General features: G+C 70.3%; 21 protein-coding genes and 1 pseudogene. 16 read left to right on the forward strand and 6 right to left on the reverse strand.

Annotated elements, in window-relative coordinates; translation table 11 throughout:
- Positions 1 to 67: 67 nt before the first annotated feature.
- A pseudogene (gene ispH, locus P0084_RS17930) lies at positions 68 to 850 on the forward strand (4-hydroxy-3-methylbut-2-enyl diphosphate reductase); the annotation flags it as partial.
- 258 nt (positions 851 to 1108) lie between these two features.
- Here ispH and tldD read toward each other — a convergent pair.
- Positions 1109 to 2530, reverse strand: a complete 1422-nt coding sequence (tldD, locus tag P0084_RS17935; RefSeq protein ID WP_308918262.1) for a metalloprotease TldD — start codon at positions 2528 to 2530, stop codon at positions 1109 to 1111.
- A gap of 226 nt (positions 2531 to 2756) precedes the next feature.
- On the opposite strand from tldD, the gene coxB reads away from it, so the two are divergent.
- The 11 genes from coxB to P0084_RS17990 all read left to right on the forward strand — a co-directional run bounded on the left by coxB (position 2757) and on the right by P0084_RS17990 (position 12823).
- Positions 2757 to 3620, forward strand: coding sequence for a cytochrome c oxidase subunit II (coxB, locus tag P0084_RS17940; RefSeq protein WP_308918263.1), 864 nt, complete (start codon positions 2757 to 2759; stop codon positions 3618 to 3620).
- Positions 3621 to 3645: 25 nt separating this feature from the next.
- Entirely contained in the window at positions 3646 to 4593 is a 948-nt protein-coding gene (gene cyoE, locus P0084_RS17945) for a heme o synthase (protein ID WP_308918264.1), read from the forward strand.
- On the forward strand, positions 4593 to 4790 hold the full coding sequence (locus P0084_RS17950) for a hypothetical protein (protein WP_308918265.1): 198 nt from the start codon (positions 4593 to 4595) through the stop codon (positions 4788 to 4790). Before cyoE ends, P0084_RS17950 begins: the two co-directional genes overlap by 1 nt.
- Positions 4787 to 5383 (forward strand): cytochrome c oxidase assembly protein, encoded by a 597-nt coding sequence (locus P0084_RS17955; protein ID WP_308918266.1) that lies wholly within the window; start codon positions 4787 to 4789, stop codon positions 5381 to 5383. Before P0084_RS17950 ends, P0084_RS17955 begins: the two co-directional genes overlap by 4 nt.
- A gap of 12 nt (positions 5384 to 5395) precedes the next feature.
- A complete protein-coding gene (locus P0084_RS17960; protein ID WP_308918267.1) occupies positions 5396 to 6226 on the forward strand; it encodes a cytochrome c oxidase subunit 3 in 831 nt (276 codons plus the stop codon).
- A gap of 82 nt (positions 6227 to 6308) precedes the next feature.
- On the forward strand, positions 6309 to 7319 hold the full coding sequence (locus P0084_RS17965; RefSeq protein ID WP_308918268.1) for an SURF1 family protein: 1011 nt from the start codon (positions 6309 to 6311) through the stop codon (positions 7317 to 7319).
- A 14-nt stretch (positions 7320 to 7333) separates the two neighbouring features.
- A complete protein-coding gene (gene thrC, locus P0084_RS17970; RefSeq protein ID WP_308918269.1) occupies positions 7334 to 8722 on the forward strand; it encodes a threonine synthase in 1389 nt (462 codons plus the stop codon).
- Positions 8719 to 9978 carry a M16 family metallopeptidase gene (locus P0084_RS17975; RefSeq protein ID WP_308918270.1) on the forward strand — a complete coding sequence of 420 codons (1260 nt, stop codon included), beginning with the start codon at positions 8719 to 8721 and terminating at the stop codon, positions 9976 to 9978. Before thrC ends, P0084_RS17975 begins: the two co-directional genes overlap by 4 nt.
- Complete coding sequence (locus P0084_RS17980) at positions 9978 to 10562, forward strand: GNAT family N-acetyltransferase (RefSeq protein WP_308918271.1); 585 nt, start codon at positions 9978 to 9980, stop codon at positions 10560 to 10562. The genes P0084_RS17975 and P0084_RS17980 overlap by 1 nt, the downstream gene beginning before the upstream one ends.
- A gap of 51 nt (positions 10563 to 10613) precedes the next feature.
- A complete protein-coding gene (locus P0084_RS17985; RefSeq protein ID WP_308918272.1) occupies positions 10614 to 11429 on the forward strand; it encodes an MBL fold metallo-hydrolase in 816 nt (271 codons plus the stop codon).
- Positions 11426 to 12823, forward strand: a complete 1398-nt coding sequence (locus P0084_RS17990) for an FAD-binding oxidoreductase (protein WP_308918273.1) — start codon at positions 11426 to 11428, stop codon at positions 12821 to 12823. The genes P0084_RS17985 and P0084_RS17990 overlap by 4 nt, the downstream gene beginning before the upstream one ends.
- Positions 12824 to 13117: 294 nt before the next feature.
- On the opposite strand, the gene P0084_RS17995 is transcribed toward P0084_RS17990, so the two are convergent.
- From P0084_RS17995 to mtnP, 3 genes are read right to left on the reverse strand one after another with little or no spacing between them, the layout of a single operon-like run.
- Complete coding sequence (locus P0084_RS17995; protein WP_374213708.1) at positions 13118 to 13654, reverse strand: adenine phosphoribosyltransferase; 537 nt, start codon at positions 13652 to 13654, stop codon at positions 13118 to 13120.
- A complete protein-coding gene (locus tag P0084_RS18000; RefSeq protein ID WP_308918274.1) occupies positions 13654 to 14334 on the reverse strand; it encodes a DUF2927 domain-containing protein in 681 nt (226 codons plus the stop codon). Before P0084_RS18000 ends, P0084_RS17995 begins: the two co-directional genes overlap by 1 nt.
- Complete coding sequence (gene mtnP, locus P0084_RS18005; protein ID WP_308918275.1) at positions 14331 to 15191, reverse strand: S-methyl-5'-thioadenosine phosphorylase; 861 nt, start codon at positions 15189 to 15191, stop codon at positions 14331 to 14333. The genes P0084_RS18000 and mtnP overlap by 4 nt, the downstream gene beginning before the upstream one ends.
- A gap of 136 nt (positions 15192 to 15327) precedes the next feature.
- On the opposite strand from mtnP, the gene P0084_RS18010 reads away from it, so the two are divergent.
- The gene (locus P0084_RS18010; RefSeq protein WP_308918276.1) at positions 15328 to 16923 is read left to right on the forward strand and encodes a SulP family inorganic anion transporter; all 1596 of its coding nucleotides are present in this window, start codon (positions 15328 to 15330) and stop codon (positions 16921 to 16923) included.
- On the opposite strand, the gene P0084_RS18015 is transcribed toward P0084_RS18010, so the two are convergent.
- Together P0084_RS18015 and lgt are read right to left on the reverse strand one after the other, a co-directional pair.
- Positions 16917 to 17972 carry a class I SAM-dependent methyltransferase gene (locus P0084_RS18015; protein WP_308918277.1) on the reverse strand — a complete coding sequence of 352 codons (1056 nt, stop codon included), beginning with the start codon at positions 17970 to 17972 and terminating at the stop codon, positions 16917 to 16919. The genes P0084_RS18010 and P0084_RS18015 overlap by 7 nt on opposite strands.
- Positions 17969 to 18877 (reverse strand): prolipoprotein diacylglyceryl transferase, encoded by a 909-nt coding sequence (gene lgt, locus P0084_RS18020; RefSeq protein WP_374213709.1) that lies wholly within the window; start codon positions 18875 to 18877, stop codon positions 17969 to 17971. The genes P0084_RS18015 and lgt overlap by 4 nt, the downstream gene beginning before the upstream one ends.
- Positions 18878 to 18975: 98 nt before the next feature.
- Between lgt and P0084_RS18025 the strand changes: the two genes are divergently transcribed.
- The 3 genes from P0084_RS18025 (at position 18976) to P0084_RS18035 (ending at position 20245) form a co-directional block, all read left to right on the forward strand.
- Positions 18976 to 19215, forward strand: coding sequence for an accessory factor UbiK family protein (locus tag P0084_RS18025; RefSeq protein WP_308918278.1), 240 nt, complete (start codon positions 18976 to 18978; stop codon positions 19213 to 19215).
- Complete coding sequence (locus P0084_RS18030) at positions 19212 to 19538, forward strand: DnaJ family domain-containing protein (protein ID WP_308918279.1); 327 nt, start codon at positions 19212 to 19214, stop codon at positions 19536 to 19538. The genes P0084_RS18025 and P0084_RS18030 overlap by 4 nt, the downstream gene beginning before the upstream one ends.
- Positions 19539 to 19693: 155 nt before the next feature.
- The gene (locus tag P0084_RS18035) at positions 19694 to 20245 is read left to right on the forward strand and encodes a T6SS immunity protein Tdi1 domain-containing protein (RefSeq protein ID WP_308918280.1); all 552 of its coding nucleotides are present in this window, start codon (positions 19694 to 19696) and stop codon (positions 20243 to 20245) included.
- The last annotated feature ends 491 nt before the right edge of the window (positions 20246 to 20736 follow it).

The following is a 20736-nucleotide window of genomic DNA, read 5'->3' on the forward strand; positions in this document are numbered from 1 at the left end:
CTCGGCGCTTGAACATTTATCCTGTGCAGGCCTAAATCCGCAACCCATGGAACCCGATCATCCTCATGAGGCCGCCGTGTCCGTGGAGGGCCTGGACGAGCGCCCCCCCGACCGACCGGTCATCTTCTCCGCGCCCGCCGTGCCGAAGTCGGGCCCGGCAGAGGCCGCGGCGCGCGAGATGGTGTACGTGGACGCGACCTGCCCCTTGGTCAGCAAAGTCCATATCGAGGCCGCGCGCCATCACGAGGCGGGCTTGCAAATGGTCATGATCGGCCATGCCGGCCACCCGGAAACGGTGGGTACGATGGGCCAGCTGCCGCCGGGCGAGGTCCTGCTGGTGGAGACGGCGGACGACGTGGCGACGCTGACCCCGCGCGACCCGGGCCGGCTGGCCTTCATCACGCAGACGACGCTTTCGGTGGACGACACGGCTGACATCGTGGCCGCCCTGAAGGCGCGGTTCCCCGCCATCGTGGGGCCGCACAAGGAGGACATCTGCTATGCCACCACCAACCGGCAGGAGGCGGTGAAGGCCATGGCGCCGGACATCGACGCGCTTCTGGTGGTGGGTGCGCCCAACAGCAGCAACTCGCGCCGCCTGGTCGAGGTGGGGGCGAAGGCCGGATGCGGCTATGCCCAACTGGTGCAGCGGTCGGGCGACATCGACTGGCGGGCGCTCGACGGCGCGCGGGCGGTCGGCATCACGGCGGGGGCGTCGGCGCCGGAGGTGCTGGTGAACGAGGTCGTGGACGCGCTGCGGGCGCGCTACGACGTGACGATGCGGGACGTGGTGACGGCCGAGGAGAACGTGGAGTTCAAGGTGCCGCGCGTGTTGCGGGTGCAGGGGTAGGGCGCGCGGTCGCCGCCGACCGGCCGAGCCCCCGACCCGACCCTCTTCCCGGTGGGGTCCATGTCGAGACCACCTCGATCATCGGGGACGCCCTATCGCGTGTCGACCCGGTCGGTTCCCTCCCCCGGGGGGAGGGCAGGGGTGGGGGCGGATCGGGTTCGACCTGAGGATGGAAAGGGACCGATGGCGTGCCGGCGGCGGGAGGTCCCCGGATCGAGCCGGGGGATGACCCGGCGCGTCGGGAATACGTCGCGGAACTTACGCCGCGGCGCCGCCCACCGTCAGGCCGCCGATCATCAGCGTGGGCTGGCCCACGCCCACGGGCACCCATTGGCCGGCCTTGCCGCAATTGCCCATGCCCGGATCCAGGGCCATGTCGTTTCCGATGCCGCGCACCTGCGTCATGGCCGTGGCCCCGTCGCCGATCAGGGTGGCGCCCTTGACCGGCGCGCCGACCAACCCGTCCTTCACGCGGTAGGCTTCCGTGCAGGAGAACACGAACTTGCCGTTCGTGATGTCCACCTGCCCGCCCCCGAACCCCACGGCGTAGATGCCGTCCTTCAGGTCCGCCAGGATGTCCGCGGGGGCCGCGTCGCCGCCCAGCATGTAGGTGTTGGTCATCCGCGTCATCGGCGCATGGGCATAGCTTTCGCGCCGCCCGTTGCCCGTGGCGGGCACGCCCATCAGGCGCGCCGACTGCCGGTCCTGCATGTAGCCCCTGAGGATGCCGTCCTCGATCAGGGGGGTGGATTGCGACGGCGTGCCTTCGTCGTCGATCGTGATCGACCCCCGCCTGTCGGGGATGGTGCCGTCGTCCATCACGGTCACGCCGGGGGCCGCAACGCGGCTGCCCATCAGGCCCGCGAAGGCGGACTGGCCCTTGCGGTTGAAGTCGCCTTCCAACCCGTGCCCCACCGCCTCGTGCAACAGGATGCCGGGCCAGCCGGGACCCAGCACGACGTCCATCACGCCCGCGGGGGCGGGGACGGAGTCGAGGTTGACCAGCGCGATGCGCAGCGCTTCCTGCGCGACGGGTTCCCAATGGTCGCGTTCCAGCAGGCCCGCCAGGCCGATGCGCCCGCCGCCGCCCGCCGACCCGCTTTCGCGGCGGCCGTCCCGTTCGGCGATGACGGACACGTTCAAGCGGACCATCGGTCTGACGTCCCCCACCTCGCCGCCCTCGGGGCGCAGGATCACGACCTCCTGCAACGACGCCGCGGCGGAAACGGAGACCTGGACCACGCGGGGATCGGCCCCGCGCAGGAAGGCGTCGATCTCGCGCAGGGTGTCGAGCTTCACCGCGAACGCCGCGCCCGCGATCGGGTCGTCGTCGCCGTAGAGCTTGCGGTTCGTGGCCTGGGGGGCGTCGGCCAAGGTGCCGCCCCCGTCGCCGACGGCGAGTCTGGCGGTCTCCGCCGCGCGCTTCAGCGACGCCTCCGATATCTCGGTCGAATGGGCGTAGCCCGCGACCTCGCCCCGCACGGCGCGCAGGCCGAACCCTTCGGACGCGTCGTAGGAGGCGTTGCGCACGCGGCCGTCGTCGAAGACTACCACCTCCGACCGGCGGCGTTCGAGGAACAGCTCCCCGTCGTCGGCGCCCGCGGTCGCGTCGCGCAGCACGGACAGGGCGGCGTCGCGGTCGAGCATCGCGTCGAACGGGCGGAAGGGGGCATCGGTCATGGGGGGCGGTGTCCTGCTTGGCGGGTTCCGCAGGATGTGGCATCGCGGAACGCGTTCGTCCACCGCGCGCGGGGGTCGCGGCGGCCATCGACGACCCCGCGTCCCAGGTGCGGCACGTGGTCCGGCGGGCGCGCGGGGCCCTTGCGAAGGGGGGCGTCCCTATGATCTTAGGCCCGGGTGGTGCCGCCGGGCGCCGCGAATCCCGTGAACGACCGTGAGACGCGCGATGAAACAGCTGCTAGCCTCGATCCCCTTGGCCATCCTGGCCCTGCCCGCCGCGGCCCAGCAGACCGCGCGCGAGATCTTCGGCGAACTGCCGATCATCGGCCAGCCCCAGGATGGGGGGATCGGCTTCCAGCCCGCCGTGACATCGATCGCGCGCGACATCCACTGGCTGGACGGCTTCCTGCTGATCATCATCACGGCCATCACCCTGTTCGTGATGGGCCTGCTGCTATGGGTGGTCGTGAAGTACCGCCGCCACGTCAACACGAACCCGGCGCGGTTCACCCACAACTCGCCCCTGGAGGTGACGTGGACGGTGGTGCCCATCGTGATCCTGGTCGCGATCGGCGGGTTCAGCCTGCCGGTCCTGTTCGACCAGCAGCGCATCCCCGAGGGCGACGTGGTCGTGAAGGTGTCCGGCTTCCAGTGGGCCTGGGAGTACGAGTACCCCGACGAGGATCTGGTCTTCCAGTCCTACATGATTGGGGCCGATGCCGGGAACATGATGACCGACGAGGTCCGCGCGCAGCTGATCGACGCCGGCTATACGGAGGACCACTTCCGCCTGGCGACCGACACGTCGGTCGTGGTGCCCGTGGGCCAGACGATCGTGATGCAGGTGACGGCGACGGACGTGATCCATTCGTGGACCATCCCCGCCTTCGGCGTGAAGCAGGACGGCATCCCGGGCCGCCTGGCGCAGCTGTGGTTCGAGGCCGATCAGGAGGGGATCTACTTCGGGCAGTGCTCGGAGCTTTGCGGGATCGCGCACGCCTACATGCCGATCACGGTGAAGGTCGTCTCGGAGGAAGCGTACGCGCAGTGGCTGGAGGCCGTGAAGGCCGGCGAGCTGCGGAGCTGGTGACCCCAACCCGATCGGAGGCGTGACCTTGGCCGACACCTCGCTGCACGACGACGCCCGCGCCGCGTCCCGCCCGGAAGCGGCGCTGGGGGATTATTGGGCGCTGCTGAAGCCGCGCCTGATGTCGCTGTGCGTGTTCACGGCCCTTGTCGGCGTGGTGGTGGCGCCCGCCTCCATGCACCCCATCCTGGCGCTGGCGTCCGTGCTGTTCATCGCCCTGGGCGCGGGGGCGTCGGGCGCGCTGAACATGTGGGTCGACCACGACATCGACGCGGTGATGAAGCGCACGCGGTCGCGTCCCATCCCGGACGGGCGCGTTGCGCGCGACGACGCGCTGGCGCTGGGCCTGGCGCTGTCGGGCGGGTCGGTCGTGATGCTGGGGCTGGCCGCGAACTGGCTGGCGGCGGGGCTGCTCGCCGCGACGATCGCGTTCTATGCCGTGGTCTATTCGATGTGGCTGAAGCGGCGGACCGACTGGAACACCGTGCTGGGCGGCATCGCCGGGGCCATGCCCCCCGTGATCGGCTGGGCCGCCGCCACGGGAACCGTCGGCTGGGAGGCGGTGGCGATGTTCGCGTTGCTGTTCGCCTGGCAGCCCCCGCATTTCTGGGCCTTGGCGCTGTTCGTCCGCATGGACTACCACCGGGCGGGGATCCCCATGCTGACCGTGACCCGGGGCCGTGCGGCAACGCGGCGGCAGGCGCTTGTCTGGGCCGGGCTGACCGTGCCCGCGTCGCTGTTCCTGGCCGTGTCGTCCATAGGCGGACCGCTGACGCTGGCGGTGGCCGTCGTGGCGAACGCCGTCTGGCTGCATCGGGCCTGGGCGATGTGGCGGCGCGATGACGCCGCGGCGGAGGCCGACGGCCACACGGCCGAGAAGGCCCTGTTCAAGTGGTCGCTCGTCTATCTGTTCGCGCATTTCGCCGTCCTGGCGTTGGAGGCCGGGCTGCGCGGCGCGGGCCTGGGGGGCTGGTGATGTACCGCGAGTCGGAGACCCACAGCCGCAGGCGGGGCCGCAACTTCGGCGTGTTGGGCGTGCTGGTCGGGTTCATCGTGATCGTGTTCGGCATCACGATCGCCAAGATCCAGACGGGCGGCTTCTCCGAAGGATTCGATCACGTCGCCCGGCCCGCCTTGGCGGCCGAACCGATCGAAGGGGAGACGACCGAATGATCCGCGCGTGGTTCCGCAACCTGTCCCCGAACGGCCAGGTCGTGGCGGGCACCGTCGCCACGGTGATCGGCATGGGGTCGCTGGGTTGGGCGGCCGTGCCGCTCTATGATCTGTTCTGCCGGGTCACGGGCTATGGCGGGACGACATCGCGCGCGGAGGCCGGGTCGGACACCGTCCTGGACCAGACGATCAAGGTGCGCTTCGACGCGTCGCGCGAACGCGGCATGCCGTGGGAGTTTCGCCCCGTCCAGCGCGAGATGACGGTCCGCATCGGCGAGACGGCGCTGGCCTTCTACGAGGCGCACAATCCGACCGACGAGGCCGTCGCGGGGACGGCCAGCTACAACGTGGCGCCGTTCGCGGCGGGGGCGCATTTCGTGAAGATCCACTGCTTCTGCTTCGAGGAGCAGATCCTGGAGCCTGGCCAGACGATCAGCATGCCGGTCACGTTCTACGTCGATCCCGACTATGTGGACGATCCCGAATCCCGTGGTATGCCGGAGGTCACGCTCAGCTACACGTTCCACGTGATGGATCTGCCCGAAGACTATGCCGCGCTGGACCCGACCCGGCCCGCGACCCAGACGAACTGAGAAGGGACCCCCATGGCCGCCCACGTGAAGAACCACGACTATCACATCCTGCCGCCGTCGATCTGGCCGTTCGTGGGCGCGACCTCCGCCTTCGTCATGCTGTTCGGCGCGGTCATCTGGATGAAGGGGTCCGTCGACCTGTGGGGCATGACCCTGGCGGGGCCCTGGCTGTTCGCGGCGGGCTTCATCGGCGTCCTGGGCGTGATGTTCGCCTGGTGGGCCGACGTCGTGCGGGAATCGAACGTTGGCGATCATACGCCCGTGGTGCGGATCGGCCTGCGCTATGGGTTCATCTTCTTCATCATGTCGGAGGTGATGTTCTTCGCGGCGTGGTTCTGGTCGTTCTTCAAGCACGCGATGTACCCGATGGGCCCCGAGGCCCCGGCCGTGGACGGCGTCTGGCCGCCCGTGGGGATCGAGACGTTCGACCCCTGGCACCTGCCCCTGATCAACACGCTGATCCTGTTGCTGTCGGGCGCCACGCTCACCTGGGCGCACCACGCCCTGGTCCACGAGGACAACCGCAACGACGTGAAATGGGGCCTGATCCTGACCGTCGTGCTGGGCGTGATCTTCACGGGGTTCCAAGCCTACGAGTACAGCCACGCGGCCTTCGGCTTCGCGGGCAACATCTATGGCGCGAACTTTTTCATGGCGACGGGCTTCCACGGGGCGCACGTCATCATCGGGACGATCTTCCTGGCCGTGTGCCTGTTCCGCCTGCAGGCCGGGCACTTCACGCCGGAACGCCACACCGGGTTCGAGGCGGCGGCGTGGTACTGGCACTTCGTGGACGTGGTGTGGCTGTTCCTGTTCGCGTCCATCTACATCTGGGGCAGCTGACCGCGGCCCGGCGGGTGCTCGGGCCGTGACCGACCGGGGCCCGGCCCGCGCTTCGCGCGCGCGACGCGCACGGTTCGGCCGGATGGGCTGGCTCGCCGTCGCGGCGATGCCGATCGCGGCTTTGGTCTCGCTCTGGGCCGGGGCGCGCATCGCCTGCCGCCTGGGCCCCTGCGACGGGCCCGGTCCAGCGGATGGCTGGGTCATGGTCTGGGCGATCCTGACCATCTGGGGAATCGGAAAGGTCGCGCTGGCCCGCGTCGCGGGCATTGCCGCCCCCGCCGTTCTGGCGGCGATCGGCTTCGCCGCCATCCCCGTCCTCGCCGCCGGCGTGCCGGCCGTGCAGACCGCGGGGGTCTGGGCGGTCATGACGACCTGCACCGTCCTGGCGATCGTCGGCGTGGCGCGTCCCGCCGTGGCGGACCCCACCGGCGTGGCACTCTATGGGTTCCTCGGGGTGGTGGTGCTGTTCGGGCTGGGCGCGTGGCAGCTGGACCGCGCGGCCGAGAAGGACGCCTACATCGCCGCGGCGAACGCGCGGCTGGGGCAGGAGTACGGCGCGCTGCCCGACGTCCCCGATCCATCCGTCGACCGGTTCCGACCGGTGGCGGTGGACGCGACGGTGGCGGGCCCGGCGATCCCCGTCTTCGGCACATGGCGCGGATACGGCGCTGGGACGCGGCTGATCGTGCCCCTCGCGGTGGGGCAGCGGCGGGTCCTCGCCGACCTGGGCGCGGCCGCGTGGACGTCCGGCACGTCGCCCGCGCAGGCCGCGACCTTGGCCCCGGCCCCCGGAACGGTCCTCGTCGTGCGCGGCCATCTGGATTGGCCCGACGAGACGGGCGGCCCGTCCGAGGACGGCGCATGGCTGCAGCGCGATCTGGCCGCCCTGGCCGCGGCGGCGGGAACGGAGCCGGTGCTGCTGATCACCGCCGAGACCGTGCCCCCCGTGACGGGCGTGGCGCCGCTGCCGATGGGGACGGAGGCCATCGCCGACAATCACGTCGGATACGCGGTCCAATGGTCGGGGCTGGGGTTGGTCTGGGCGGGGATGACAGCGTTCGCGCTGTGGCGTATCACGCGCCGCGCCGCGTAAGGATCGAGTGACACATGCGATACGTCTCCACCCGGGGCCGGGCCCCCGTCCTGGGGTTCGAGGACACGATGCTGACCGGGCTGGCCCGGGACGGCGGCCTCTACGTGCCCGAGGCGGTTCCCGTCCTGTCGCGCGCCGACGTCGCGGCGTTGGCGGGCCTGCCCTACGAGGAGGTCGCCGTGCGCGTGATGGCGCCGTTCGTGGCCGACGCGTTCGACGAGGCGACGCTGGCCGACCTCGTGCGCGACGCCTATGTCGGGTTCGGGCACGAGGCCCGCGCGCCCCTGGTGCAACTGGCGCCGAACCACTTCCTGCTGGAGCTGTTCCACGGGCCGACGCTGGCCTTCAAGGACTTCGCCATGCAACTGATCGGGCGGATGTTCGACCACGTCCTGCGCCGGCGGGGCGAGCGGGTGACCATCGTCGGCGCCACGTCGGGCGACACCGGTTCCGCCGCGATCGAGGCGTTCGGCGGGCTGGACGCGGCGGACGTCTTCATCCTGTACCCCCATGGCCGGGTGTCCGACGTGCAGCGCCGCCAGATGACCACGCCCGACGCCGCGAACGTCCACGCCCTGGCGCTGACGGGGCATTTCGACGATTGCCAGGCGCGCGTGAAGGACATGTTCAACGACTTCGCTTTCCGGGACCGGACCCGGCTGGCCGGCGTCAACAGCATCAACTTCGCCCGCGTCCTGGCGCAGGTCGTGTACTACTTCACCGCCGCCACGGCCCTGGGCGCGCCGCATCGGTCCGTGTCGTTCGCCGTGCCCACCGGCAACTTCGGCGACGTGTTCGCGGGGCACATCGCCAAGCGCATGGGCCTGCCGATCGAGACGCTGGTGGTGGCCACCAACCGCAACGACATCCTGCACCGTTGCCTGACCACGGGCGCGTACCGGGTGGGTGAGGTCGAGCCGACCATCTCGCCTAGCATGGACATCCAGGTGTCCAGCAACTTCGAGCGGGCGCTCCACCTGGCCTATGGGGGCGACGGCGCGGCGGTGGCGCAACTGATGGAGGAATTGCGGGCGGAGGGCGGGTTCACCGTGTCCCAGGGTGCCGCGCAGGCCCTGACGGAGACCTATGCTTCCGGCCGCGCGTCGGAGGAGGAGACGCATGCCGCCATCCGCGACGCCCTGCATCGGACGGGCGAGGTGCTGTGTCCCCATTCCGCGGTAGCCTATCACGTGGCGCAGGACCATCTGGGCGATGCGCCGATGGTCACGCTGGCGACCGCGCATCCGGCGAAGTTCCCCGATGCCGTCGAGACGGCGACCGGCCGGCGGCCCGCCCTTCCGCCCCGCATGGCGGATCTGTTCGACCGCCCCGAGCGCATCACCCGCGTCGATAACGACTTGACCGCCATCGAGGCGGTCGTGGACCGGGAGCGCGCGGCGTGACGGCCCGTCTGGACCGGCTGCCCAACGGCGTGCGCGTGGTGACGGAACGCATGCCGGGACTGGAATCAGCATCCGTGGGGATCTGGGTCGGTGCGGGCGGACGCCACGAGGCGCTGCATCAGAACGGCATCGCCCACTTCCTGGAACACATGGCGTTCAAGGGCACCGCGCGGCGGTCCGCCCTGTCCATCGCGGAGGAGATCGAGGACGTCGGCGGGTACATCAACGCCTATACTTCGCGCGAGGTGACGGCCTATTACGCACGGATCCTGGCGGGCGACGTGCCGCTGGCGGTGGATCTGATCGCCGACATCGTCCTGAACCCGACCTTCGACGCGGCCGAGATCGAGACGGAGCGCGGGGTCATCCTGCAGGAGATCGGGCAGGCGATGGACACGCCCGACGACATCGTCTTCGACTGGCTGCAGGAAGCGGCCTATCCCGAACAGCCGATGGGCCGGACCATCCTGGGCCCGTCGGAGCGGGTCGCCGCGTTCCAACGGTCGGACTTCCGGGACTTCACCGCGCAGCATTACGCCCCCGACGGACTGATCCTGGCCGCCGCCGGGGCGATCGACCACGATGCGGTGATGCGCTTGGCGGAGGACGCGCTGGGCCACCTGACCCCCCGCGCGCGTCCGGTGCCGGAACCGGCCGCGTTCCGAGGCGGGGAGGTGCGCGTCGTCAAAGCGCTCGAGCAGGCGCATTTCACCATGGGCCTGCCGCAGCCCGGCTATCGCGACGACGCCATCTATGCGGCGCAGGTCTTTGCGGGGGTGCTGGGCGGGGGCATGTCGTCCCGCCTGTTCCAGGAGGCCCGCGAGAAGCGGGGCCTGTGCTACAGCATCTTCGCGCAGGTCGGCGCCTATGCCGATACGGGGCTGCTGACCGTCTATGCGGGCACGGGGGCGGAGGACGTGGGCGCGCTCTCGCACCTGGTCGTGGACGAGCTGCGGCGCATGGCGGACGACGTGACGGAGGCGGAGGTCGCGCGCGCGCGCGCGCAGATGAAGTCCGGCATGCTGATGGGGCTGGAAAGCGCGTCCAGCCGGGCCGAGCGGCTGGCCCGCGTCGTGGCCGTCTGGGACCGCGTGCCCCCGCTGTCGGAGGCCATCCAGAAGATCGACGCGGTGGATGCCGCGGCCATCCGCGACCATGCGGGCGCCCTGGCCGGCGAAGCGCCGGCACTTGCGCTCTATGGCCCCGTGGACGGCGCACCGGACGTCGCAGCCATGGCGGAGCGGCTGGCCGCCTGATGCTCGGACGCCTGCGCCGCCCCAGGATCGACACGGACCGCATGATCCTGCGCCTGCCGCAGCACGCCGATTACCGCGATTGGGTGGCCCTGCGGGAAGGGTCCGCCGACTTCCTGCAACCGTGGGAGCCCGCCTGGGCGCGGGACCATCTGTCGCGCAAGTCGTTCACGAACCGCGTGTACTGGGCCCAGCGCAGCCAGAGCCAGGGGACCGCGCTGGCCCTGTTCCTGACCCGGCGCGGCGACGCCGCGCTGCTGGGGGCGATCACGCTGGACAACGTCCGGCGCGGCCCGGCCCAGTCCGCGACGCTGGGCTATTGGATCGGGCGGAGCCACGCGCGCCAGGGTTACATGCGCGAGGCCATCGCCGCCCTGTCGCACCACGCGTTCCGCCGCATGGACCTGTCTCGCCTGGAAGCCGCCTGCCTGGAGGAGAACGCCGCGTCGCGCGGGCTGCTGGAGGCGTCGGGCTTCAAGTACGAGGGCGTGGCGCAGTCCTATCTGCAGATCGCGGGGCGATGGCGGAACCACGTCCTGTATGCCATGCTGCGGTCGGATCGTCGCGGCCGGGTGGAGGGGGTCTGACCCCGGCCTAGGTCACGAGGGGGAGGGAACCGTCCAGTGGGGGACATGACCATGCGACCGCTCGCCGTGCTTATCGCCGCCTTCGTGCTGCCCGCCGCCGCGGCGGCGCAGGAGCGCAGGGCCAGCCACTGCATCGCCGTGGCGCAGGCGCCGGGGGTCGAATACGTCCACCGCGCGTCCTATGGCGCGCCGCTGCCCGACGACTTCACGGTGCGGTTGTCCTATGTGGACCATTCCATGTTCATGCTGGAAACGCCGGGCGGGCTGCGGGCTGTCACCGACTACAACGGGTTCGCGGGTGCCATCGCGCCGCCCGACGTCGTCACGATGAACCGCGGCCATATCAGCCACTGGACCCCCGACCCGGACGAGGGGATCGCCCATGTCCTGCCCGGGTGGTCGGACGATCCGGGCGAGCCCGTGGATCACCACCTCGACTTGGGCGAGATGCTGGTGCGGTCCGTCAGCACCGACCTGCGCCCCGGGCGCGGGGGCGAGCGGAACGGGAACAGCATCTTCGTGTTCGAGGTCGGCGGCCTGTGCATCGGGCACCTGGGCCACCTGCACCACGAACCGTCGCCGGAGCAGTTCGCCGCGCTCGGCCGCCTCGACGTGGTGATGGCGCCCGTGGACGGCGGCCTGACCCTGCCGCACGAGACGCTGGTGCGCACGCTGGGCCGCCTGCGGTCGAGCGTGGTGATCCCCATGCACTGGTTCGGGGAGGGCAACCTGCAAGGGTTCCTGGACCGCATGTCGGACGACTTCCTGATCGACCGCCGTGGCGACGCGTCGCTGGAGGTGTCGCTGCGGAGTTTGCCGTCCGAGCCCACGGTCATCGTCCTGCGCCCGAGCTTCCTGCGCGAATGAACACCCATGCCGACATCGGCGACGCCCTGCGCGGTGCGCTGCCTGCCGGGGCTTTTCCCGACCTGACCCCCAACTATCTGGAGGAGCCGCGCGGCCGGTGGGCCGGTCGGGGCGGTCTGCTGGTTGCGCCCGGAACGACCGAGCAGGTGGCCGCCGTGGTTCGGGCCTGCGCCGCGGCCCGGGTGCCCGTCGTCCCCTATGGCGGCGGGACGGGCCTGGTGGGGGGGCAGGTGTCCGACGACCTGGAACCGGTGATCCTGTCGCTGCACCGCATGACCGCTATCCGGTCCGTCGATACGGTCGAGGGGGTTATCGTGGCCGAGGCGGGCGTGATCCTGCAGCACGTGCAGGAGGCCGCCGCCGATGCGGGCCGCCTGTTCCCCCTGACCATCGCGGCGCAGGGATCGGCGCGGATCGGCGGCATCCTGTCCACCAATGCGGGCGGCGTGAACGTGCTGCGCTATGGCAACGCGCGCGACCTGTGCCTGGGGCTGGAGGCGGTGCTGCCGGACGGATCGGTTCTGCACGGGCTGTCGGCGCTGCGGAAGAACAACACCGGCTACGACCTGCGGCACCTGCTGATCGGGGCGGAGGGGACGCTGGGGATCATCACCGCCGCCACCTTGCGCCTGCATCCGCGCCCGCCGCATCACGCCACCGCGCTGATGGCCGTGCCCTCGCCACGGGCGGCGCTGGATCTGCTGAACCTGACGCGCGACGTGGTGGGCGACGGCGTGTCGGCGTTCGAGCTGATCGGAGGGATGGGCCTGTCCTTCCTGGCAGAGCATATGCCGGATGTCCGCCTGCCGCTGGGCCGGCCGGACTGGTCCGTCCTGATCGACCTGGGCATGGCCGCAGATCCGGAGCCCGCGCTGGAGGACGTGTTCGTCCGCGCTTCCGAGGCGGGGCTGGTCGGCGACGGGGCCATCGCCCAGTCCGAACAGCAGCGCGAGGACTTCTGGACGGTGCGCGAATCGATCCCGGCGGCGAACCGTGCCGTGGGCGCGGTCAGCAGCCACGACATATCGGTGCCCCTGGCGCGCATACCCGATTTCATCGAACGCGCGCCGCGGGCGCTGGCACGGGTCGGCGACTTCCGCGTGAACTGCTTCGGCCATGTCGGAGACGGCAACCTGCATTGGAACGTCTTTCCCCAGCCGGGCCGGACGCGAACCGACCACGCGGACCAGCGCGATGCGATCAAGGCTTGCGTGCACGACCTAGTCCACGAGATGGGGGGATCCGTATCGGCGGAGCACGGGGTCGGACGCCTGAAGGTGGGCGATCTGGAACGCTATGTCGACCCGGCCAAGCTGGCCGCGATGCGGGCGATCAAGGCGGCGCTGGATCCCGCGGGCATCATGAACCCCGGGGCCATCCTGCGCGCGGGCTAGATGCCGTACGAAGGGTGAATGCTGGATTGGCGCATCCCGTCGGGGTAGTGACGGGATGCGCCGGTCGTGCAGCAGCGACGCCCCCCTCGTATCACTCGGAGGTTGTCACTGGGACGAATAACACACGCTCCGCGTGATGCAAGCGATGGTGCGCAGACGAACGGAAGTCCCAACGAGTCGCGCCCTGCCGGGGGAAGGGCAGGGCGCTGGGGGAATGAGTGGCCGCGACGGCGACCACGCGAACAGCATTAGCGCACGAAACCTTACCAAATTGTTTACACGTGGAAGGTTGTCCTATTCCCCATCGAACTCGCAGAGCGTGTGGACCGGAATGTCCATCCGTTCCAGCAGGGTCCGCCCGCCGAGGGCGGGCAGGTCGATGACGAAGGCGGCGGCCACGATCTCGGCGTCCAGCTTGCGTAGAAGCTCGATGCCCGCCTGCGCCGTGCCGCCCGTCGCCAGCAGGTCGTCCACCAACAGCACGCGCGCGCCGGGCTTCAGGGCGTCGACATGGACCTCCATCGTCGCCTGTCCGTACTCGAGCGTGTAGTCCTGGCTATGCGTCCTGCCCGGCAGCTTGCCCTTCTTGCGCACGGGCACGAACCCCTTGCCCAACTGATGCGCGATGGCCCCGCCCAGGATGAAGCCGCGGGCCTCCAAGCCCGCCACGGCGTCGATCGTCTCGCCTGCGAAGGGGGCCAGCATCTGGTCCACCGCCAATCGCAGGCCGCGGGCGTCGGCGAACAGCGTGGTGACGTCCCGGAACAGGATCCCCGCATGCGGGAAGTCCGGGATGGTGCGGATGTAGTCCGCGACGGTCTTCTTCTGCATCAGGGGTCTTCCTTCGGATAGTGCAGGCGGAGGGCGGCGGCGTCCTGGTCGGACAGCCGGATAGCGGTGTTCGCGTCCTCCGCGAAGACCGAATCGGAATAGGCCGGTCCCGCGATGTCGGTGATGGGCCCCAAGGCCTGCGTCACCTCCTCCAGCATCACGGATTGCAGCGACCGGCCCGCGACGTGCATCGACAGGCCGATGGTGGCCGCCGTGATCGTGCCGTCACGGGATCGAAGCACGACATGGCCCAGTCCCAGCCGCGTGCCGTCCAGAAGGGGGTCGCCCGTGCCCTCGACGATCCGTCCCGGGGGCGTGGCCAGGACGTGGACCGCGATCTGGGGTCGCGCGCCGCGGGCCAGGATCACGTCGGCCCCGACCGCGTTCAAGCGTGCGACCGCGCGATCCAGCGCGATGCTGAACGCCCGGCGTCGAGGCGCCGCCAGCATGTCTGGCCAGGACACGATGCCCACGCGCAGCGGTCGCCGCCGTTCCGCGGGCCACCGCAGCATCGGCTTGCGGCAGAGGCCGCCGGGGTCCGCCGCGCAGGCGACGGCGCGATGGAAGTCAGCATCCGACACCCGATCCGGCAGGATCACGAACTCCTGTGCCGGAGCTGATCCGGCCCAGGCCAGCGACAGCGCCGTCGCCGCACCCGCCAGGATCGCTCGGGGCGTCACAGCACCCGGTCCGCCACCATGCGCAGCCGCTCGACCATCACCGGGTCGCGCTTGACCGTCGCGGTCATGACGGCGTCGTCCAGCGCATGGGCACATCCCGTGGCGCAATGGCCCCCCACGACGTATTCGGGCAGCGCCGCGACCAGTCCGCGCGCGGTGGCGGCATTGGCCTTCAGGGTCGCGACCACGTCCGCGGTGGTCACGGCCCCGTGGTCGGGATGCCAGCTGTCGTAGTCCGTGACCATCGCGACGGTCGCGTAGTGCAGCTCCGCCTCCCGCGCCAGGCGTGCTTCGGGCAGGTTGGTCATGCCCACCACGTCGCACCCCCATACGTCGCGCCAGATGCGCGACTCGGCCTTCGTGCTGAACTGCGGCCCCTCCATGGCCAGATAGGTCCCGCCCCCGTGGACGGTCGCCCCCGCGGCCCGGCCGGCCGCCGCGCAGGCCAGCGCCAGATCCTCGCAGACGGGATCGGCCATCGAGACGTGGGCCACGCAACCCGGTCCGAAGAAGCTGGTCGGACGGCCCTGCGTGCGGTCGACGAACTGGTCGACCACGACGAAGTCGCCGGGGGCCATCTCGTCGCGGAACGAGCCGCAGGCCGACACGCTGACCAGATGCGTCACGCCCGCCTCCTTCAGCGCGGCCACGTTGGCGCGGTAAGGCACGGTCGAAGGGTCGTAGGTGTGACCCCGTCCGTGGCGCGGCAGGAAGACCATCCGGCAGCCCCCCATCTCGCCCACCAGCAGGTCGTCCGACGGTGCCCCCCAGGGCGTGTCGGTGCTGTGCCAGTCCCCCATCAGGCCGGGGATGTCGTAGAGGCCCGAACCGCCCACGATGCCGATCACTGCTTCCATGCTGCGTCCCTTTTCGACGATTCGCGAAACCGCGCGGCACATTGGGTCCGAGCATGCCCCATGGCAACGCCCTGCGCTTCCCATGGGGTTCCACCTCTGCTAGGGCGCGCCCGACCCCCGACACGGACGACATCACATGCCCGCCAATCTGACAGCGCGGCTCGGCGATCTGTTCCCGAGCCCGGACCTCCGCATCGCGCCGACCGACCCGTTGACCCCGTCCCGCCTGAGGATCGAGATCCTGGCTGGCCTGACCGTCGCCCTGGCGCTGGTGCCCGAGGCGGTGGCCTTCGCCTTCGTCGCGGGGGTCCATCCGCTCGTGGGCCTCTATGCCGCGTTCATCGTGGGGCTCATCACGGCGTTGATCGGGGGTCGGCCCGGCATGATATCGGGCGCCACGGGGGCGCTGGCGGTCGTGATGGTCAGCCTGGTCGCGCAGCACGGGGTCGAGTACCTGTTCGCCACGGTGGTGCTGATGGGATTCATGCAGATCGTGTTCGGCGTGATGCGGTGGGGCAAGTTCATCCGCCTGGTGCCGCACCCCGTCATGCTCGGCTTCGTCAACGGCCTGGCCATCGTGATCTTCCTTGCGCAGCTGACGCAGTTCCGCGACGCGGACGGCGGCTGGCTGCCGCTGGACGGGATCGTCCTGATGCTGGCGCTGGTCGCGTTGACGATGGCCGTGATCTGGGGGCTGCCCAAGCTCACGAACGTCGTCCCCGCACCCCTGGCGGGGATCGCGATCACGGCGGCCCTGGTGCTGGGCTTCGGGATCGACACGCCCACGGTCGGCGACATGGCCTCGATCGCGGGCGGGCTGCCCGCCTTCCACGTGCCGATGGTCCCCCTGACCTGGGACACGTTCCAGATCATCCTGCCCTATGCCCTGATCCTGGCCGCGATCGGCCTGATCGAATCCCTGCTGACGTTGAACCTGGTGGGCGAGATCACGGGCCAGCGCGGGGGCGCCAGCCAGGAATGCATCGCCCAGGGCGCGGCGAACACGGTCACGGGGTTCTTCGGCGGCATGGGCGGCTGCGCGATGATCGGGCAGAGCATGATCAACGTGAAGTCGGGCGGACGGACGCGGGTGTCGGGGATCGCCGCCGCCCTGTTCCTGCTGGCCTTCATCCTGGTCGCGGCCCCCCTGATCGAGCGAATCCCCCTGGCCGCGCTGGTGGGCGTGATGTTCATGGTCGTGATCGGCACCTTCGCGTGGAACAGCCTAATGATCCTGCGCCGGGTGCCGCGCACCGACGCGGTCGTCATCGTGCTGGTCACCGCCGTGACGGTCGCCACCGACCTGGCCATCGCCGTCATAGTGGGCGTCATCGTCTCGGCCCTGGCCTATGCCTGGCAGAACGCGACCCGCATCCGGGCCAGTACCTACGTCACGCCGGAGGGGGCGAAGGTGTACCAGGTGAAGGGACCGCTCTTCTTCGGATCGGCCACCGGCTTCACCGAACTGTTCGATCCCGAGCGGGACCCCGGTGCGGTGATCGTGGATTTCGCCGACAGCCGCGTCGCGGACCAATCCGCCCTTCAGGCGATCGAAGCGATGGCCGGGCGCTACGAGGATGCGGGGAAGACGTTGCAGCTGCGCCACCTGTCCCGCGACTGCCACCGCCTGCTGCGCCGAGCCGGTCATCTGGTGGTCGACAGCGACGACGACCCCGACTACGCGATCGCGGCAGATTACGGCGTGCGGACGGGCATCCTGGGCGGTCACTGAGGCGGGGGCAGTCCCGCCAAGGGGGGCGCCCCGGGCGGCAGCAGCCCCAGGACCTTGAACAGGTCACCCATCTCGTCCGGATGGGCGAGACGCCTGTGGGCGGCGATCAGGTCATCGAGGGCTTGTCCCCGCGACTCCCGTGCAAGCGCTTGGGCGCGCTGCGTCAGGCCGAGGCGTTCCAGCCACATGCCTTGTCGTTCCATTCCGGTCGCGGCGGCGGGAGCGGCGGCGTTCGCGACGACTTCGAAGTCGACATGCGCGGTCAGGTCCGCTCCGCCCGGATCCGCCAACGGATCGACCATGCGCCCGGCCCGCAACGCCTGGAGCGTGTCGCCCCGCGATCGCCAGTCCCCGTAATCGACGAACAAGGCGGCCCCGCTCCGCGCCACCCGGGATGCCACCGCGCCCACCACGCCGGGCAGGGCGGGGCATCGTTCGACCACGCCGCCAGGCGGCACGTCGGTTCGGTGGGCCAGCGCTGGCACAGGCCCGGCAGGCGCGCGGGCCAGGGCCAGGGCTCCCTCGCGCAGGGTCACCACGGTCTCGGCCCAACCGCCTTCCGTTCGGGTCCATTGACGGATGGGCAGGGCATCCAGGAACTCGTTGGCGATCAGCAGGGCGGGGCCGTCGGGCAGGGCGTCGACATGGTCGTGATGGGTGACGTCGACCCCCGCCAGCGCGGTCCGCTGCGCGGCACGCAGGACGGGCGAGACCTCGACCAGGTGGACGCGTACTGCCTCGTGGAAGCCTGGCACGGCGGCCGTCGCGCGCAGGGCGTCCGCCATCAGCGTGCCGCGCCCAGGGCCCAGCTCCGCCAGGGTCATCGGCCCGCGCCCTTGGTCCTGCCACGCCTGCGCCAGGGCGAGGCCGACCAGTTCGCCGAACATCTGGCTGACCTCCGGTGCGGTGATGAAGTCCTGGCCCAGGGGGTCGTGCGTGACGTAGTAGCCGTGGACCGGATGGGTCAGGCATTCGGCCATGTAGGTGGAGAGCGGGATCGGTCCGTCCGCCCGGATCCGCGCGGTCAGGAGGGTCCGCAGGTCGGTCACGCCTGGTGGGGACCCCGGGCAGGCGCGGCCCGCAGGGACAAGGCAATGCCGCCCAGGCCCACGACCAGCATCGGCAGCGACAGGACCTGCCCCATCGACAGCCCCCAGACCGGCCCGCCGATCACGTGGCCCAGGGGGTTGTCGGGGGTGATGTACTGCGCGTCGGCCACGCGGAAATGTTCGGCGACCATGCGACCCAGGGCGTAGCCCGCGAGGAACACGCCCGTGACCAGGCCCGGCCGGCGGAGGGCCCCCGATGCGGCCATGGCCCACAGGACGACCAGCAGCAGCGCGCCTTCCAGGGCCGCCTCGTAGAGCTGGCTGGGGTGGCGGGCGCAGAGCTGGCCTGCGGTCGCGCAGGCCTGCGCGGCCTGTCCGGGGAAGATCACGCCCCAGGGGGCGTCCGTGGGGCGGCCCCAGAGTTCAGCGTTCACGAAGTTCGCGAGCCGTCCGCAGAGAAGGCCCAGGGGCGTGACCAGGGCGGCCAGGTCTAGGATGCGGCGCAGGGGGATGGCATGGCGGATCGCGAAGACGATCAGGCCCAGCCCGGTGCCGATCAGGCCCCCGTGGAAGGACATGCCCCCCTGCCAAACGGCGAGGATCTCCGCCGGGTGCTCGACGTAGTAACCGGGGCGATAGAAGAACACGTATCCGAGCCGACCGCCCAGCACGATGCCCAGGGTGACCCAGGTCATCGCGTCCTCCAACTGCCGTGGGGTCATGGGGGCCTGTTCCCCCGGCCACCATTCGGCGCGATGCAAGGCGTAGCGCGCCAGCGCCCAGCCCCCCACGATGCCGACGATGTATGCCAGCGCGTACCAGCGCAGGGCGAAGGTGAATCCCCCCAGCGTGACGGAGAAGATCTCCGGCGAGATGTCGGGGAAGGGGATGGCGGCGGCGATCATGCGCGGGGTTAGGCGCGAGCGCAGGGCGGTGTCAACGGACCCGCCTTGAGGGGCGCGGCCGGACCGCCCATATCTATCCCAGCAGCAGGAGAGCGACGATGCAGACGCGCAACCGATTCATGGATGATTTCAGTCAGCTGATGACCAACGCGATGGGCGTTGCCCAGGGCGCGCGGGCGGAGGCGGAGACGGCGTTCAAGTCGATGATGGACCGCTGGATGGCCGACCGCGACTTCGTGACCCGCGAGGAGTTCGACGCCGTGCGCGCGATGGCTCAGAAGGCGCGCGAGGAGAACGAGGCGCTGAAGGCCCGGATCGAGGGCCTGGAAGGCAAGTGAGGGCGCTGGCCTTCCTGACCGAACGATTGATCGCGTGTGCCGAGAAGGCGGGCGATCTAAAGGGCTTGGCCGGCGAGGGCAAGCCACTGCCGCCGGTCGAGGGCGGAGCGCACGTGGACGCGACCGAACAGGCGGGGTTCCGCATGATGGCCAAGGAGGGGGCGCTGCCGCCCGAGGTGGTGCTGGCGAAGGAAGCCACCGCGTTGCGCGCGGAGTTGAGGGGGACGGAGGGGGAGGAGGCGCGCAGGGCGGTGATGCGCAGGTTGGCGGATGTCGAGATGCGCCGCGCGATGCGGATGGAGGCCCGCCGCCGGGGGCGGTAGGGCATAGATTTGCAACTGGGGGGTGCCGACGCGGTGTTTAACATGCGACCCCTGGACAGAAGCGTGAACCAAAGCCTCGTTTCGTAGATCGCGCACAGGATCCGGGATCTCGACGTCGGAACCCAGGTCGATCAGGTCAGAATGGGAGATCGGTGATGTCGAGGGAATTCGATGATCGGTACGGCGCGCAGAATCGGGACATCCTGGAAACGCGGACGGTGGACGAACTGCGGTCCGTCGCGGGCGGACGGGTGATTGGTGATGGCATCTACCGGGTGTTGGACGACGATGCTGTCGGCATGATCGGGCCGTCGATCGACACGATGTTTCCCGACCGCGCGGGCGCCCTCGATCCGTTCGCGACCGACTGGCTGGGCCGCGTCTTCGCGACCCGCGCCGATCGGGTGGGGACCGTCGCGATCCTCGAACCCGGCACTGCCGAGGTTCTCGACACAGGGATCGACCTCGCCGCGTTCCACCGAACGGAGATCGTCGAACAGGCTGACGCCGCGTTGGCGGTCGACTTCTACGGGGCGTGGCGCGACGGGGGCGGGGCCGTTCCGGCTGCCGACCAATGCGTTGGATATCGTAGGCCGCTGTTCCTCGGCGGCGGCGATGACGTCGAGAATCTCGAATTGGGCGACATGGACGTGTACTGGTCCGTGATGGCCCAAACGGTGGAGCAGATCCGCAGGCGCACGGCGTAGCCTTCCGACCACCGCGTATGCGGCGCGGCCCCGAAGCAGGGGCTGCGCGGTGCGTCCGGTCGATCGCAACCATCGCCGCGGGCGCCTGGAGCGGCGGACGCCGACCGAGGCGGACGCGCTTCGGCGACCGGCGTTCGATACTTGCGCGGAGCAGGCGGCCGAGCGTTGTTGCACGCGGCGACTACGTCGTGCGACGCGCCGATCAGTATGGCGAACGTTCGAGTGTCGAGATTGCGGTTCCGGGACGCGGCGCCGCCACCGGTCGGACAGGTCACATGCGGTCGGGTCGGGTTCGAGAATGCGATGGATCGCTCAGGCTTGCCACGCCGTTCGCAGGCCTCATGCGGTGTCACTTCCGACAAATGATGCAAGCGAACACAAGTTGCTGCTAGCGGCGTGCCGGTAGGCCGCATCCATGCGAGACGGCGCGGTGACACAGCTGGGGCGCTTCATCAGGGCCGGTTCGGGGGTTTTGAGATGCCGCCGGGGCA

This window comes from Jannaschia maritima (genome assembly GCF_030973515.1).
GTDB lineage: Bacteria > Pseudomonadota > Alphaproteobacteria > Rhodobacterales > Rhodobacteraceae > Jannaschia > Jannaschia maritima.

Coding starts and splice junctions, on each gene's coding strand:
- P0084_RS18025 (WP_308918278.1), top strand. CDS start 18,976: ATGCAGACGCGCAACCGATTCATGGATGATTTCAGTCAGCTGATGACC.
- coxB (WP_308918263.1), top strand. CDS start 2,757: ATGAAACAGCTGCTAGCCTCGATCCCCTTGGCCATCCTGGCCCTGCCC.
- P0084_RS17965 (WP_308918268.1), top strand. CDS start 6,309: ATGGGCTGGCTCGCCGTCGCGGCGATGCCGATCGCGGCTTTGGTCTCG.
- P0084_RS18010 (WP_308918276.1), top strand. CDS start 15,328: ATGCCCGCCAATCTGACAGCGCGGCTCGGCGATCTGTTCCCGAGCCCG.
- P0084_RS17950 (WP_308918265.1), top strand. CDS start 4,593: ATGTACCGCGAGTCGGAGACCCACAGCCGCAGGCGGGGCCGCAACTTC.
- P0084_RS17980 (WP_308918271.1), top strand. CDS start 9,978: ATGCTCGGACGCCTGCGCCGCCCCAGGATCGACACGGACCGCATGATC.
- P0084_RS17985 (WP_308918272.1), top strand. CDS start 10,614: ATGCGACCGCTCGCCGTGCTTATCGCCGCCTTCGTGCTGCCCGCCGCC.
- P0084_RS18035 (WP_308918280.1), top strand. CDS start 19,694: ATGTCGAGGGAATTCGATGATCGGTACGGCGCGCAGAATCGGGACATC.
- thrC (WP_308918269.1), top strand. CDS start 7,334: ATGCGATACGTCTCCACCCGGGGCCGGGCCCCCGTCCTGGGGTTCGAG.
- P0084_RS17955 (WP_308918266.1), top strand. CDS start 4,787: ATGATCCGCGCGTGGTTCCGCAACCTGTCCCCGAACGGCCAGGTCGTG.
- tldD (WP_308918262.1), bottom strand. CDS start 2,530: ATGACCGATGCCCCCTTCCGCCCGTTCGACGCGATGCTCGACCGCGAC.
- lgt (WP_374213709.1), bottom strand. CDS start 18,877: ATGATCGCCGCCGCCATCCCCTTCCCCGACATCTCGCCGGAGATCTTC.
- P0084_RS17995 (WP_374213708.1), bottom strand. CDS start 13,654: ATGCAGAAGAAGACCGTCGCGGACTACATCCGCACCATCCCGGACTTC.
- mtnP (WP_308918275.1), bottom strand. CDS start 15,191: ATGGAAGCAGTGATCGGCATCGTGGGCGGTTCGGGCCTCTACGACATC.
- P0084_RS17990 (WP_308918273.1), top strand. CDS start 11,426: ATGAACACCCATGCCGACATCGGCGACGCCCTGCGCGGTGCGCTGCCT.
- P0084_RS17960 (WP_308918267.1), top strand. CDS start 5,396: ATGGCCGCCCACGTGAAGAACCACGACTATCACATCCTGCCGCCGTCG.